Genomic DNA, 13,891 nt, shown 5'->3' on the forward strand with positions numbered 1-13,891 from the left:
GATGATGGCGACACTCCGGACAGTAAAAAGTAAGTCATGCGCACGGACATTCTGGACATACAGGCCTTTTATGACAGCCCGCTGGGCGCGGCGGCGCGTGGCTTCATCGCCGGGCGGCTGGAAGAGGCGTGGGGTGATGTCTCGCGCTGCCGGGTCGCCGGGTTCGGCTATACCGCCCCCTATATGCCGATATTCAAGAAAACGGAGCGCAGCCTGTGCCTGATCCCCGAAGGCATGGGCTATGTCAGCGATTTGCGTGGCTGCGCCAGCTGCCTGACGGCGGACCTTTTCTGGCCGCTGCCCGATGCGTCGATGGACCGCATCCTGATCGTGCATGGGCTGGAGGAGGCGGCCGCCCCCCGCCGCCTGATGCGCGAGGTCTGGCGGGTGCTGGCAGATGACGGCAGGCTGATCATCGTCGCTCCGCACCGGCGGGGCCCGTGGGCGATGATCGAATCGACACCCTTTTCCGCCGGGCGGCCCTGGTCACGAACGCAGCTCTCAAGGTTGCTCAAGGGGGCGATGTTCACCCCGGCTGCATGGACATCGGCGCTGTATTTCCCGCCGCTCGATTATTCCTTCATGATCCGGGCTTCCGGGGCGTGGGAGCGGGCAGGGCATCACCTGTGGTCGGCGCTGGCCGGTGTCACGCTGGTCGAAGCGGTGAAGGAAATCGCCATGCCGGTGTCCGGCACCAAGGCTGACGTCCTCAACCCCGCCCGTATGCTGCGGCCAGCCGGCCTGCAAGGCAATACGCGGGCGTCTTCTTCGTCCTCACTTGGTCAAGATAAAGATTGATTCCTCGGCCAGCAAATTGCGCAAGGCAAGCGTCGCGCCGGTTGGTTCGAACGGTTCAGGCTTCGTATTGCTCGCGGCAGAATAGGCCGCCTCGATCCTGATATCCTTTTCTGCGCACAGGGCGACAAAGTCGGCGATCGTGCACAGATGGATATTGTCCGTTTCGTACCAGCTGGCGGGTAGCGCACGGGACTTTGGCATCCGCCCGGCGAACAAAAGGTTCATCCGCACCTTCCAGTATCCGAAATTGGGGAAGGAGACGACTGTCCGCCGGCCGATACGCAAAGCCTCCGCAAGGGTCAGGTCAGGTCGACGCACGGCCTGTATCGTCCGTGTCAGGAAGACGTAGTCGAACGCATCATCCGGATATTCTGCAAGGTCCGTGTCGGCATCGCCCTGTACGACTGACAACCCCTTGGCGACGGAGTTGGAGACGCCCTCGCGGCTGATTTCCAGGCCACGGCCCTGCGCGGCGCGGGTGTCGCGCAGCAAGGTCAGCAACTCGCCGTCGCCGCAGCCCACGTCAAGAACGCGCGAGCCCTCTTCGACGAGAGAGGCAATGTGCTGCAGGTCGAGGCGGGAGAGAGAGGTTGCCATGGTCAGACCCCCTGTTCCGTCGCGACGGAGTTCAGCCAGCCGCCGAGCACGTCGAAAAATTCCGGCTCATCCAGCAGGAAAGCATCATGGCCCTTGTCGCTTTCGATCTCGACAAAAGAAACGTCAGCGCCGCTTGCATGCAGTGCACGGACGACATGACGGCTCTCAACCGTCGGGTAAAGCCAGTCCGTCGTGAAGCTTGCCAGCAGGAAGCGCGCCTTGCAGTCGCGATAGGTATCGGCCAGAGTCGTGCCGCGCGAAAGGTCGAAATAGTCCATCGCGCGGGTGATATAGAGATAGGAATTGGCGTCGAACCGGTCGACGAAGCTGCGGCCCTGATAACGCAGATAGCTTTCGATCTGGAAATCGGCATCGAAGGAAAAGCCGACCTTCTCGCGCTCCTGAAGGTTGCGGCCGAATTTCCTGTTCAGGGAGTTTTCCGACAGGTAGGTGATGTGCGCGGCCATGCGCGCAACGGCGAGGCCCTTTTCGGGCCGTGCGCCGGTTTCGTAATAGTCGCCGTCAGCCCAGGCCGGGTCGGCCATCACGGCCTGCCTTCCGACCTCATGAAAGGCGATGTTCTGCGGTGTGTGGCGGGAGGCGGTGGCGATGGGCGCGGCAGCATTGACGCGCTCGGGATAATCAGCCGCCCATTGCAGCACCTGCATGCCACCCATCGACCCGCCGATGACGGCGAGCAGCCGGTCTATGCCGAGATGATCGACCAGCCGCGCCTGCGTACGCACCATGTCGCCCAGCGTGATCACCGGCAGGGACAGGCCATAAGGCTTGCCCGTCGCAGGGTTCAGGGAGGAGGGGCCGGTCGTGCCCATACACCCGCCCAGCACGTTGGAACAAATGACGAAATAGCGGTTGGTGTCGATCAGCTTGCCTGGTCCGACCAGATGCTGCCACCAGCCGCTCTTGCCGGTAACCGGGTGGTCCTCGACCGCGAACTGGTCGGCGGTCAGGGCGTGGCATATCATGATGGCGTTGGACTTGGCTGCGTTCAGCTCGCCCCATGTCCTGTAGGCGACCTGTACGCCGCTCAGGCTCTCGCCTGAATCGAGCGGCAGCGGCTCTGCCAGCGTCAGCACGTCGCTGGCACCGTCCGGCAGCAGGCTATATGGTTCACGCGTACTGGGCATTGAAATCTCGCCCTGACCTTCAGCTAAGGCGGCGGCTATTGAAAGCCGACGCCAGTTGCGCCACAAAGCGTGCTCTATAGCAGGCCCCGCGCGGGAAACAAGAATAGCCAGCGAAACAGGAAGAAACAGGAAACGGATTTGAGCATGACACGACCGCAGCCCCGTCCCGGTATCGACGAGATCAAGCCCTATGTGCCCGGCTCCGCGGTGACCGGCTATGATGGTCCCGTCTACAAGCTGGCCTCCAATGAGAGCGCTCTGGGCCCGAGCCCGAAGGCGATGGAAGCCTATGAGGCGGCGGCAGGCAAGCTGCATATCTATCCTGATGGCTCGGCGCGGGTGCTGCGCGAGGCGCTGGCGGCCCGCTATGGCCTGGCGCCTGAGCTGATCGTCTGCGGCGCGGGGTCCGACGAGATCCTGCAGCTGTTGTGCAAGGCTTATCTGGGCCCCGGCGATAACATCGTCATGTCGCGGCACGGCTTCTCGGTGTACCACATCCTCGCCCAGGGTTGCGGGGCAAGCACCAAGTTTGCCGAGGAGAAGAACCTTACCGCCGATGTCGATGCATTGCTGGCCGAGGTCGACGACAATACCCGGATCCTGTTCATCGCCAATCCGAACAATCCGACCGGTACGGCGGTCTCCGGCGAGGAACTCGCGTGCCTGCGTGAAGGCCTGCGCGAGGATGTGCTGCTCGTCATAGATGCGGCCTATGCTGAGTATATGGACTGGGTCGATTACGATGAAGGCACATCGCTGGTGCGCGAGGCGATTGGCACCGGGGCTGAGAACACTGTCATGACCCGGACATTCTCCAAGATTTATGGCCTTGGCGGCCTGCGTCTCGGCTGGGCTTATTGCCCGCCTTCCATCGCCGACGTGCTGAACAAGGTGCGCGGACCGTTCAACGTGTCGCTCGCCGCGATTGAAGCCGGCGTTGCGGCCGTCAGCGATGAGGACTTCGTCGATGACAATCGCGACCATAACCGCCGCGAACGCGCCCGGGTCACCCAGCGCCTGCGCGGCCTTGGCTTCGAGGTCGGTGACAGCCATGGCAATTTCGTGCTGGCCAGGGGGCGCGGCGAGGCAGCAGTCGAAGATATCACCGCGCTGATCGAATTCCTGAAATCCCGCGGCGTGACCGTGCGCCAGATGGGCGGCTATTTCCTGCCGGATTATGTGCGCATCTCCATTGGCTCGACCGAGGCAAACGATGTCTGCCTCAATGCCATCTCCGAGTTTGCGAGCAAGTGATGGACCAGCCATTTGAAACCATCGCTATCGTCGGCATCGGGCTGATCGGGTCTTCGGTTGCCCATGCGGCAAGGGCGAGCGCCGGGACGAAAAAGGTCATCGGCTATGACCGGTCCCCCGAGGTTCGCGCCGAGGCTTTGAAGCTGGGTGTAATCGACGAAGCGGCGGACAGTCTGGAAGCAGCCGTTGCCCAAAGCGATCTTGTCGTCCTGTCGACTCCAGTCGGCGCCATCGGTGAAATCCTGCCACAGCTCTCCTCGGCGAAGGCTGGCACCGTGGTGATGGATGTCGGCTCGTGCAAGGGCTCGGTGATCGCGGCGGCGCAAGGCCTGCCCGACAGCGTTCATTTCGTGCCCGCTCATCCGGTTGCGGGTACGGAACATTCAGGCCCCGCCGCCGGGTTCGCCACGCTTTTCCGTGACCGCTGGTGCATCATTACGCCGATGGAGCGGGGCGATGAGGCTTATGCCCAGTCGCTCGCCCGGGTCGATGCCTTGTGGCACGCGTTTGGCTCGGACGTGGTGCAGATGGATGCGAAACATCACGACCTCGCGCTTGCCGTCACATCTCACCTGCCGCACCTGATTGCTTACACGCTGGTCGGTGCCGCCGACGATGTGGAGAGCGTCAACGAGGCGGAAGTCGTGAAATATTCCGCAGGCGGATTCAGGGACTTCACCCGTATCGCCGCCTCAGACCCGATCATGTGGCGCGATGTCTTCATCAACAACAAGGAAGCGGTGCTGGAAGTGCTGGGGCGGTTTTCCGAGGAACTGGCCATGATGCAGCGGGCGATCCGCTGGGGCGATGGCGAGGCCCTGGAAAAGGCGTTCACCCGCTCGCGTGGCCTGCGCAAGGCAATCATCGAGGCCGGTCAGGAAAGCGCCGAACCGAATTTTGGCCGCGACAAGAAAGGCTGAGTTTCAGCGCCTCCTTTAACCGACCTTGTCGAGGTCCATGATGGCGACGGGACCGAGGCGCAGCTTGCCGCCCCGCAGCTGCAATGACGCCTTGATTTCCTCGCCCATGGCCTGAGACAGGAATCGCAGCGCATTGTCTGCCTGTTCGGCTTCTTCCTGTGTGATCAGGCCTTGTTCGCGCAGGACGGAGACGAGGGCAAGGTGATCCTTGAGCGTCAGTTCCACCGTTCCGGCGGGGTAATGTTCCTTGTCGAGGACCAGAGTGCCATTTGCGCGAAGCTGTGTCGGTATCGCCTGGCGCCCGTCGGAGACAACCAGTCTGAGCCCTTCGATCACCAGTTCGCCATTGCCGCGCTGCCATGCCGCGACATTGCTTTCGCCTGCCTGCCTGCTCATCACGGTACTGATCGCTGTCGCGACGACTGACAGGTCTATCTCGGCAAAGGCCAGTGGCGGGGTGCCATCGGCCTTTTCGAAAACGATGTCACGCGCAGACAGGGCAAAACGGCCGAGATCACCGCTCCTGCCGTTCTCCGGGTTATCCGTAATCATCGTATTGGCCATGACCGAGCCGATCTCCACGGCAGCAACTTCCCGGCCATCAGTCTCCTCGGGCCGCGCTACGAGGCCGCGAATATCAAGGCCGGTCTTTGTCTCTGCCAGGCTGACCCGGAAGGTTTCGGCCGTCAGGTCCCAGATATTCGGGCCGTTGTCTTCGGTCAGATTGAGCTGCTGTGCGCCCTCGGGAGAGAGTATGATCCGGTTGGGGGAGAGGGGCGGTGTGTCTGCATAGAGCATCTCTGCCTGCCACGCCCAGCCCGCAGTCGGATCGGCGACATAGGGGTCTGGCAGTTCGGCGCGCAGGACGAAGGGAAAGCCGGTCACTTTCATCGGCCCGTGCTCGATCGTCAGCCCGGCGCTTTCCTGTGTGCTCTTCCAACTGGCGATCTCGTCGCGCATGACGCCTGCGCCCCATGACCAGACGAACCAGTAGATGACGACGAGCACGGCGCCGATGGCGAGTGGCAGGAACAGCATCCATCGCGCTGCCCGTGGTGAATCATGCGGCTGATCGTCCTGTGTGAATTCGTTCATTCCTAACCCCGTTTATCAACCGCCGCCTTGCTCGTCCCCATGACAGCGGTGCTCGCAATCCTACAGTTCATGGCCGCTGGATAGAAGCACCAGATTGCCGCTGTGTCTCAAGTTTAATGCCGACATCCGGCATAATGGTTTGTGAGGTGTTCCGTTTCCTTGGTTGGCTGAGGCTACTGATAATTCAGTAAATTTCGGGCTTTTCCACACCCCGTTCGCCGTGTCGTGCCTTTTGCTCCCCTGCAGCAAGGCGCAAGGCTTCGGTCTCGATGGCAGTCTTCAGCCGGGCAAGAAATTCCGGACGCTTCAGGCCCGGTTCGATCGGCGGCAGAAAGGTCAGGCTGATCGTCCCCGGCTCGCGGCGTATGCCCGGATAGCGGAAGAAAAGGCCGGAATCATGGGCAACAGGAATGCACTCGGTGCCCAGCGCCTTGTACAGCCCGGCGACGCCAGGATGATAGGTGCCGGTCTCGCCCGGCGGAACCCTCGTGCCTTCAGGGAAGATCAGGACCTGGCAGCCTTCCTCGAGACGCTCACGCGCAGTTTCCAGCATCTGGCGCATGGCGTTTGCGCCAGCTTCCCGATCGACAGCGATGAATCCGGCGGCGCGGCACCACCAGCCGAAAACGGGTATGGCGATCAATTCTTTCTTGAGGACAAAACATGGCCTTGGCAGCAGCACGGTAAGCGCAACCGTCTCCCACATGGACTGGTGCTTGACGGCGAGCAGGGCTGGTGAAGCCGGCATGTTGTCCCGCCCTTCGATACGATAATCCGTACCGCAAACGACCTTCAGCATTCCGAGAGTCAGCTTCGCCCACCACTTGCAGACGGCCAGCGCCCAGTCGCGTTTTAGCAGGCTCGGCAGGCAGATCAGGCCGGTGATGATGGCGCTTAAAGGCAATAATATGCCGTATGCGGCAGACCGTACAGTGGTCAGCATGACGCTATTCCTATTCCAGCCGCAGTACCTGGCTCATGCGTACAAGCAGAAACTTGTTATACTCAGTGACCAGAACCTGCCACGCTTCTCCCGATTCGATCCAGTCTTGCGCTGGTGCAATGGGCGAGGCCACCGGCCAGGGAATGACCTGGATATCTGGCATGGTATGACGAATCTCCGCGATGGCGCGCGGCATATGATAGTCGGTCGTCACAACGATAATGCGCTCAAAGCCGTTCTCGTCGACCCAGTCACGGGTCTCAATGGCATTGCCGCGGGTTGTCAGCGCCCGCTGGCCAAGCTCGACACAGCACTCGAAGATGGCGGCCGAATTGTCGATATAGGAGGCGAGTTCCTCTTCCTTCGTGTCCGGGTGGGTGCCGGTGATCAGCACCTTGGCGCCATTGCCGGCTTCCATCAACGCGACGGCGGCGCGAATGCGCGACAGGCCACCGCCGGTCAGGGCGACGATACCCGTTTCACCAGGGTCGGAGTTCTGCAGCTGCAGGGACGCGATCTCGTTGCCCTCGCGGGGTACTTTCGCAACGAAAAGGGCAAAGCCGCCAGCCCATACGAGGGCGAAAACGATCAGCAATTGTGCAACGAAGCGTATCAAAGCCTGTCCTGCCTTACCCAACCCGGTGAAGCCTGCTCACGGGCCTCATCCACTGAGGACCGGAGATTAGCGTATTTAACCATGCTGGCAAGCTAACCGCTTGTAATGTGGGCGTAGATGCCAGTGAGGGCAGGTTTTATCAGAAACGCTTTTCAAGAGTTTTAAGAACCGTCGTGCGGGCGCTCCATGCCGCGACAAGGCAGGTGAGAAGCGGTACGATCAGGAGCCACAGGAAAAGCCCTGAATCCGTCGAGAAAGACGGCAGGAAATAGCTGTTGGCGATCGATCCGCCAAGCAACAGGACGGCACCGACAACCGCAAGGCCCGCCGCCAGCACACCGATGATCGACCCGCGCAGGCCAAGGATGAAAAACCGCCGCTGCACTTCCTTGGCGATGAACGTATCTGTCGCCCCGACCAGGTGCAGCACGTCGACCACTTCGCGGTTGGCAGCGAGCCCTGCCCGCGCAGCGAAGATGATGACGGTGCACACCGCCCCCATGATCAGCATGAAGACACCGAAGGCAAAAATCTGGAGGACCCGGGCAGAGGCGGCAAGGCTGGCATTCCACGCGCCATGATCGTCGATGGTCGCGTTCGGTGCGACCGCAGCAAGGCTTCTCGCCAGCCCGTCCAGCTCGCCGCGCATGGACGGCGCGACCTCGACGGCGATGATCCCCGGCACGGGCAGGCTCGCCGGCAGGTTCCCCTTGCCAAGCCATGGCTCCAGCAGCTTTCCGGCTTCCTCGCGGCTCAGGGCTTCGGCGCTCAGGATGCCTTCTGTGCCCTGAAGGAATTCCATGACGGTCGCGGTATTGGCGGCAATCTCGCCGACATCGCTGCCCTTTACCTGGATGGTGATCGAGCCGCGCAAGTCGGCTGTCCAGTCCCGCGCGGCCTTTGAGACGGAAAAGAACCCGGTGAGGGCGAGCGCGGCAAGGAAACAGATAACGGCGATGACGGCTGTCAGCGGCGCGCCTGCGGCACCGGCCTCGGGCAATAGCGGCATGCGCTTTGCCTTTGGCCCGTGATCGTCGTCTTCGACGACCATTTCGTCGGCGGCAGGTTCCATACTCATGAGGATCTCCGCGCCGGTTCGGCTGTAGCCTCGTCAGACTTCTCGTCCGAAATGCTGGCCTCTGGGGCAGGGGTGGCGGCGGTCGTGTCAGCCGCCGATGCGGCAGGGGCCGCATCTTTCAGGGGTCCGTGCAGGGTCAGATTGCCGTCCTTCAGCCGCAGGATGTTCTTTTTCATCCGGCGCACAAGGGCGAGATCGTGGGTCGCCACGATTACCGCCGTGCCGAGCCGGTTCAGCTCCACCAGAAGCCGCATGATACGCTCGCCCATGATCGGGTCGACATTGCCTGTCGGCTCGTCGGCAAGGATCAGGTCGGGCTTGGAGACGAGGGCGCGGGCCAGGGCCACGCGCTGCTTCTCGCCGCCCGACAATGTGGCGGGCAAGGCGTCCATCTTCCGGCCCAGTCCGACCCACGTTAAGAGTTCGGTTACGTCTTGGCGGTAATCCAGTTGGTTAACGCCCGCCACGCGCATGGGCAGGGCCACGTTCTCAAAGGCCGTAAGATGATCCAGCAGCCGAAATTCCTGGAAGACCACGCCGATACGCCGCCTGATGGCTGGCTGGTCGGTGCGCGGCATGTCGGCGACGTTCTGGCCGAACAGGGACAGAGAGCCGCTGGTCGGCTTGTGGGCCAGATAGATCATTTTAAGCAGGGATGTCTTGCCCGCGCCGGACGGGCCGGTAAGGAACCGGAAGTCGCCATTGCGGATGACCAGATTGACGTCCTTGAGCACGTCAATCTGTCCGTCATAGGACAGGCCCACCATGTTGAATTCCGCGATCGGGTCCACGCTTGCTCCGGGTTTGGTACTGGCTGGCCATACAAGACTGATTCTGGCACGGGGCAGAGAGCATGAAACTGATTTGCCCGGCCTGTTCCACCCGTTACGACGTGCCGTCCGGCAGCATTCCGCCGCAGGGCCGCTCTGTCAAATGTGCGTCTTGTCATCATTCATGGATGGCGACCGCCGCTGATGCCAGAAGCGGTGCGGATATCGGCAGCACCATGCCGCGCTGGGACCGCTCGCGCCCCATGTCGGCGACGGCTTCCCGCTCATCACCTGGCCGTTCTTCCTCGGGCTTTTCACGTCCAGCCCGTTCAAGCCAGGGATCGGCGGCGCTTGCAGCCCTGTTCGACAAATATGAAGATGAGCAGGCCGCTGACGAGGCCGGAACGGCAACCTATTTCGGCGCAGCCCCCGAAACCGATATCGAGGATCAGGAAGAGCGGATCATCGAAGCCGACTGGCATGAGGTCGGCCCGGCCAGCAACGAGACCGAAAGTCTTGACGAGCGCATCGATGCGGCCCTCAATGTGCCGGCAATTGCCCGGCTGGTCAGTCAGCATGAAAAGGGTCCTGAGCAGAAACCGGTGACGCCGTCGCGGCCGAGTGCTGCGTTCAACAAGACCGATGGCCGGCCTCCCATGAAAGAAGCTTCGCGAGAAAGCGTCGAGGCAGAAGCTGCTGTATCGACACAGACTTCGCCAGGCGCATTCCGTCGAATGGTGCGTGGCATTATTGCGCTGATGGAGGGTGTCGCCGAACAGGCAGATAGACTTCTCGGTGCGGTGATGCGGGGCCGCGAGGCGAGCGTAGAGCGGCCGGTCACACCCGGAGATCGCAAGGTCTCCGAATGGCGGATGGAGCAGCTGCGCCGCGCCCGCCGCCGGATGACACCAAAGAAGTTTGCCGGCTGGGTCGGCTTCTATGCCGCTATCGCCGCTGTCGCCTATGCCGGCATCTTCATGCGCATGGACATTGCCCGTGCCTGGCCGCAGGCCGCCGCCGCCTATACCGCGGTCGGGATGATCGGCGGGCCGGAGCCTGTGGAAATTTCAACCGTCACCCATCGCTATGCCCGCTCGCCGCAGGGGCCGGTCATCGAGCTTGCCGGGTCGGTCAGTCACCGCGGCGGCGATGTTGTTAAAGCACCCCTGATTCGCGCTGATGCGCTGGGGCCCGACGGGCGCGTGCTTTCCAGCTGGGCATTCAGGCTGGAAGGGGCAGGGCAGCTGTCGCCGCAAAGCGAGACGCCGTTCCGAACGAGGGCGCTTGCCCCTGAAGGTACCGCGCAGGTTCGGGTCGATGTGATGAGCGCCGAGGAACGTTCAGCACTTGAACGCAGCCAGCCGGAAGTCATCGCCGCGCTGGAAGGCGGGCTTGGCGGCAATGCCTATTTCATGCGAAAGACGACCAGCGGCTGGGGCGAGGCGCAGGAACCTGCGCCCCTGACCCGCATGAGAGACTGATAAGAGACCGAAGGGCACGCATGCGCACTCTTTATACGGAAGACCAGATCGCCGGCCGCCTTGCCACGCTGGGCGAGAAGATTGTCGAGGATCTCGGCACTGAATTCGTCCTGATCCCGATCCTGACCGGCGGCTTCGTGTTCGGTGCCGACCTTGCCCGCGCCATCAACCGCGCCGGTGGAGACTGCTTCATCGATACGCTGCATCTGGCAAGCTATGGCGACAAGCACACCTCGTCGGGCGTCGTGAAACTGCTGAAGGACCTGACAAAGCCGATCGAAGGCAAGACCGTGCTGCTCGCCGACGATGTGCTCGATTCAGGGCGCAGCCTCTATTTCGCGGCAAAGCTTCTGGAAGAGCGTGGCGCTGCGAGCGTGAAGATCGCCGTTGCCGTCGACAAGCAAACGGGCCGGGCCGAGCCGGTCCATGCCGACTATGCTGCCTTTACAGCGGGTCCTGACGATTTCCTCGTCGGCTATGGCATGGACGACGCCGGCCAGAAACGCGGCCTGCCGTTCATCGGCGCGCTTTAAGCCGCCTTGTCCTCGCCGCCGATCAGCTCACGGAAGCGCTTGAACAAGTAGAAGGAATCCTGCGGGCCGGGGCTTGCCTCCGGGTGGTGCTGGACGGAGAAGGCGGGTGCATTCTTCAGCGCGATACCGGAGTTCGAGCCGTCGAAAAGCGACGTATGCGTCGCGATGCAATTGTCGGGCAAGGTTGTCTCGTCGACGGTGAAGCCGTGGTTCATCGACACGATCTCGACCTTGCCGGTGGTGTTGTCCTTGACCGGGTGATTGGCGCCGTGATGGCCCTGGACCATCTTCTTTGTCTTGGCACCGACGGCAAGGGCCAGCAGCTGGTGGCCGAGGCAGATGCCGAGGGTCGGCACCTTCGCTTCGATCAGCTGCTTGATCACCGGCACGGCATAGGTGCCGGTCGCTGCCGGGTCGCCCGGGCCGTTGGACAGGACGACGCCATCGGGCTTCAGCGCCATGATATCGTCAAAGCTCGATTGGCCGTTGACGACGGAAATGCGGAACCCGGCGGTCGCAAGGCGGCGCAGGATATTGCGCTTCACGCCATAGTCGATGACGACGACATGTGGCGCGTTCGGGTCATCCTGTTTGCCGTAGCCTGAACCCCAGACCCAGCCGGTCTCGTCATGGGGATAGCTTTGCAGCGTGGTGACTTCCTTGGCGAGGTCCAGCCCTTCCAGCCCCGGCCAGGCCGCGGCTTTCTTCTGCAGCGCGTCTACATCGAAGTTACCGGAGGCGGAATGGGCGATGACGCCGTGGGGCATGCCGTTTTCGCGAATCATGGCGGTCAGCGCGCGGGTATCGATCCCGGCAAGGCCGATGATGCCGCGGCGCTTCATCCAGGCAGACAAGTCGAGTCGGGCGCGATAGTTCGATGGCGCGGTGATGCGGTCGCGGAAGATCGCCCCGCGCGCGGCGGTCGCGGCGGCGGGGGAGGCGTTCTCTATGTCTTCGTCATTGGCCCCGACATTGCCGATATGCGGAAAGGTGAAGGTGATGATCTGGGCGGCATAGGACGGGTCGGTCAGGATCTCCTGATAACCGGTGATCGCGGTGTTGAAGCAGACCTCACCGACGGTGCTGCCGGTGGCCCCGAACCCCTCGCCCTCGAACACGGTACCGTCCGCCAGCACCAGGATGCCGGTGGGGAAAGTTGATCTCACGCTGTCTTGACTAATCCGCATGGCAATATAGTGTCCCGTTTCCTATCTATAGGGGCTGAAAGAGCTGGCGCTGAGCGGCTCTTTGGCTCCGTGGGTTAGCTGCCAGATGGCACGCAAATTGCCGCGAAGCTATGCGAAAGTGCAAAACGGGTCAAGAAAACGAACGGCTCTAATTTCTTTAGGTAAAACAAGGCTTTGACAATGACCGCAGGCGCGGTCCCGTCTCTGGTTGATGTCGAATGACATCCCTGAAGGCGGTCGATGGAGAATCATATGCTGTGCGAACAGATTAACCTGGCGCTGAAAACGTCGATGAAGGAACGGGCCCCGAAGGTCCGCATCGGCACGCTGCGCCTGATCAACGCCGCGCTGAAGGACCGCGATATCGCGGCCCGGTCGGAAGACCGCTGCGGCGGCCTGACCGACGAGGAAGTGCTGGGCATTCTGACCAAGATGGTCAAGCAGCGCGAAGACGCGGCCCAGACATATGAGGATGCCGGCCGTATAGAGCTTGCCGAACAGGAACGCGCCGAGATCGAGGTGATCCGCGAATTCCTGCCGCGCCAGCTGACAGAATCCGAGATCGATACCGCCGTCGAAGAAGTCATCCAGGAACTCGATGCCGAGGGCCTGAAGGACATGGGCAAGTGCATGGGCGCGCTGAAAAGCAAATATGCCGGCTCGATGGATTTCGGCACCGCCGGCGGGAAGCTGAAGAAGCACCTCGCCAATTAGGTTTACCTAATCAGGCTCAAGGGAGGGGGCGGCATGAATTCAGAAGATGCCGCCGCCGTCCTGCCTACCATTCCCGACACGCCACGACATGTTGAGGCGCGGTCCTGCCTGATAGCCGGAACTGCAGACCTGCTCTATTGGCATGAGAAGCCTTTCGACTATGCGCTCGTCAACCGGAACACCCGAACGCTGTTCGTGCACGGAGCGCCGGATGCTGGGGTGATTGGTGAGTGGGCTGTGGACGCGAAGCCGGAAATGGAACTCGTCGGGGACGAGGCCCATGCTGATTTGCTGAAGGGGCTGCTGCCGGGCTGGGGCTATTACCCGGCGATCCTGTTCCGGCTTGCCGGGCCTGTCGCTGCCCCGGACGAGGGAGAGACCACATGGCTCTCCCTGAATGACATCCGGTCCGTGAAAATGCCGGAAGTGGTGCGCGAGGAAATCCTCGTCGGTTCCGTCACAGGCCGTGTTGCCTGCAGCCTCGAGAAGGACAGGCCGGTCTCCTTCTGCTATGCAGGCGCGGTCACCGAAACCTTGTTCGATATCGCTATCGACACCCTCTCCGGCTTCCGCCGCAAGGGCCATGCCCGCCGGGCGGCAGCCCTGATGATTAGCGATATGGCGGGGCGCGGACTGGCACCCGTCTGGGGCGCGGTGGAGGAAAACATCGCCTCGATAAAAGTCGCCAGGGCGCTCGGCTTCGAGCCGGTCGACACCTGCAATGTTTTCGCCCTGCCCGAATAGCACATAAAAAAGC

At 62.1% G+C, this 13,891-nt stretch carries 15 protein-coding genes; 7 read left to right on the forward strand and 8 right to left on the reverse strand.

All coding sequences use genetic code 11. From position 1 onward, the window contains the following. The first annotated feature begins 36 nt into the window (after positions 1 to 36). Entirely contained in the window at positions 37 to 798 is a 762-nt protein-coding gene (locus FF098_RS12880) for a class I SAM-dependent methyltransferase (RefSeq protein WP_155141105.1), read from the forward strand. On the opposite strand, the gene metW is transcribed toward FF098_RS12880, so the two are convergent. Together metW and metX are read right to left on the reverse strand one after the other, a co-directional pair. Beyond that, positions 775 to 1,395 carry a methionine biosynthesis protein MetW gene (metW, locus tag FF098_RS12885; RefSeq protein WP_155141107.1) on the reverse strand — a complete coding sequence of 207 codons (621 nt, stop codon included), beginning with the start codon at positions 1,393 to 1,395 and terminating at the stop codon, positions 775 to 777. The genes FF098_RS12880 and metW overlap by 24 nt on opposite strands. Positions 1,396 to 1,397: 2 nt before the next feature. Continuing rightward, the gene (gene metX / locus FF098_RS12890) at positions 1,398 to 2,543 is read right to left on the reverse strand and encodes a homoserine O-acetyltransferase MetX (RefSeq protein ID WP_155141109.1); all 1,146 of its coding nucleotides are present in this window, start codon (positions 2,541 to 2,543) and stop codon (positions 1,398 to 1,400) included. A gap of 144 nt (positions 2,544 to 2,687) precedes the next feature. On the opposite strand from metX, the gene hisC reads away from it, so the two are divergent. Together hisC and FF098_RS12900 are read left to right on the forward strand one after the other, a co-directional pair. Further along, a complete protein-coding gene (gene hisC / locus FF098_RS12895; RefSeq protein ID WP_155141110.1) occupies positions 2,688 to 3,797 on the forward strand; it encodes a histidinol-phosphate transaminase in 1,110 nt (369 codons plus the stop codon). After that, positions 3,797 to 4,717 carry a prephenate/arogenate dehydrogenase family protein gene (locus tag FF098_RS12900; protein ID WP_155141112.1) on the forward strand — a complete coding sequence of 307 codons (921 nt, stop codon included), beginning with the start codon at positions 3,797 to 3,799 and terminating at the stop codon, positions 4,715 to 4,717. The genes hisC and FF098_RS12900 overlap by 1 nt, the downstream gene beginning before the upstream one ends. A 15-nt stretch (positions 4,718 to 4,732) precedes the next feature. Here FF098_RS12900 and FF098_RS12905 read toward each other — a convergent pair whose 3' ends face one another. The 5 genes from FF098_RS12905 to ftsE all read right to left on the reverse strand — a co-directional run bounded on the left by FF098_RS12905 (position 4,733) and on the right by ftsE (position 9,240). Further along, on the reverse strand, positions 4,733 to 5,812 hold the full coding sequence (locus FF098_RS12905; protein WP_155141114.1) for a DUF2125 domain-containing protein: 1,080 nt from the start codon (positions 5,810 to 5,812) through the stop codon (positions 4,733 to 4,735). 184 nt (positions 5,813 to 5,996) lie between these two features. Continuing rightward, the gene (locus tag FF098_RS12910; protein WP_155141116.1) at positions 5,997 to 6,755 is read right to left on the reverse strand and encodes a lysophospholipid acyltransferase family protein; all 759 of its coding nucleotides are present in this window, start codon (positions 6,753 to 6,755) and stop codon (positions 5,997 to 5,999) included. A 10-nt stretch (positions 6,756 to 6,765) separates the two neighbouring features. Next, complete coding sequence (locus FF098_RS12915; protein WP_166426517.1) at positions 6,766 to 7,371, reverse strand: YdcF family protein; 606 nt, start codon at positions 7,369 to 7,371, stop codon at positions 6,766 to 6,768. A gap of 139 nt (positions 7,372 to 7,510) precedes the next feature. Continuing rightward, positions 7,511 to 8,449 carry a cell division protein FtsX gene (locus tag FF098_RS12920; RefSeq protein WP_155141120.1) on the reverse strand — a complete coding sequence of 313 codons (939 nt, stop codon included), beginning with the start codon at positions 8,447 to 8,449 and terminating at the stop codon, positions 7,511 to 7,513. Beyond that, positions 8,446 to 9,240 carry a cell division ATP-binding protein FtsE gene (gene ftsE / locus FF098_RS12925; protein WP_229714585.1) on the reverse strand — a complete coding sequence of 265 codons (795 nt, stop codon included), beginning with the start codon at positions 9,238 to 9,240 and terminating at the stop codon, positions 8,446 to 8,448. The genes FF098_RS12920 and ftsE overlap by 4 nt, the downstream gene beginning before the upstream one ends. A gap of 62 nt (positions 9,241 to 9,302) precedes the next feature. Between ftsE and FF098_RS12930 the strand changes: the two genes are divergently transcribed. Next, positions 9,303 to 10,700 carry a zinc-ribbon domain-containing protein gene (locus tag FF098_RS12930; RefSeq protein ID WP_155141123.1) on the forward strand — a complete coding sequence of 466 codons (1,398 nt, stop codon included), beginning with the start codon at positions 9,303 to 9,305 and terminating at the stop codon, positions 10,698 to 10,700. A gap of 20 nt (positions 10,701 to 10,720) precedes the next feature. Further along, entirely contained in the window at positions 10,721 to 11,233 is a 513-nt protein-coding gene (locus FF098_RS12935; RefSeq protein ID WP_155141125.1) for a phosphoribosyltransferase, read from the forward strand. Here FF098_RS12935 and carA read toward each other — a convergent pair. Then, positions 11,230 to 12,420, reverse strand: a complete 1,191-nt coding sequence (gene carA / locus FF098_RS12940) for a glutamine-hydrolyzing carbamoyl-phosphate synthase small subunit (protein WP_155141127.1) — start codon at positions 12,418 to 12,420, stop codon at positions 11,230 to 11,232. The two genes, FF098_RS12935 and carA, sit on opposite strands and share 4 nt — an antisense overlap. A 252-nt stretch (positions 12,421 to 12,672) precedes the next feature. Here carA and FF098_RS12945 point away from each other — a divergent pair, with 252 nt between their 5' ends. Continuing rightward, complete coding sequence (locus FF098_RS12945) at positions 12,673 to 13,134, forward strand: GatB/YqeY domain-containing protein (protein ID WP_155141130.1); 462 nt, start codon at positions 12,673 to 12,675, stop codon at positions 13,132 to 13,134. Between the two features lie 33 nt (positions 13,135 to 13,167). Beyond that, positions 13,168 to 13,878 carry a GNAT family N-acetyltransferase gene (locus FF098_RS12950; protein WP_155141132.1) on the forward strand — a complete coding sequence of 237 codons (711 nt, stop codon included), beginning with the start codon at positions 13,168 to 13,170 and terminating at the stop codon, positions 13,876 to 13,878. Positions 13,879 to 13,891: the final 13 nt, after the last annotated feature.

Source organism: Aquisalinus luteolus (assembly GCF_009712425.2).
In the GTDB taxonomy this organism is placed as follows: Bacteria; Pseudomonadota; Alphaproteobacteria; order Caulobacterales; family Parvularculaceae; genus Aquisalinus; species Aquisalinus luteolus.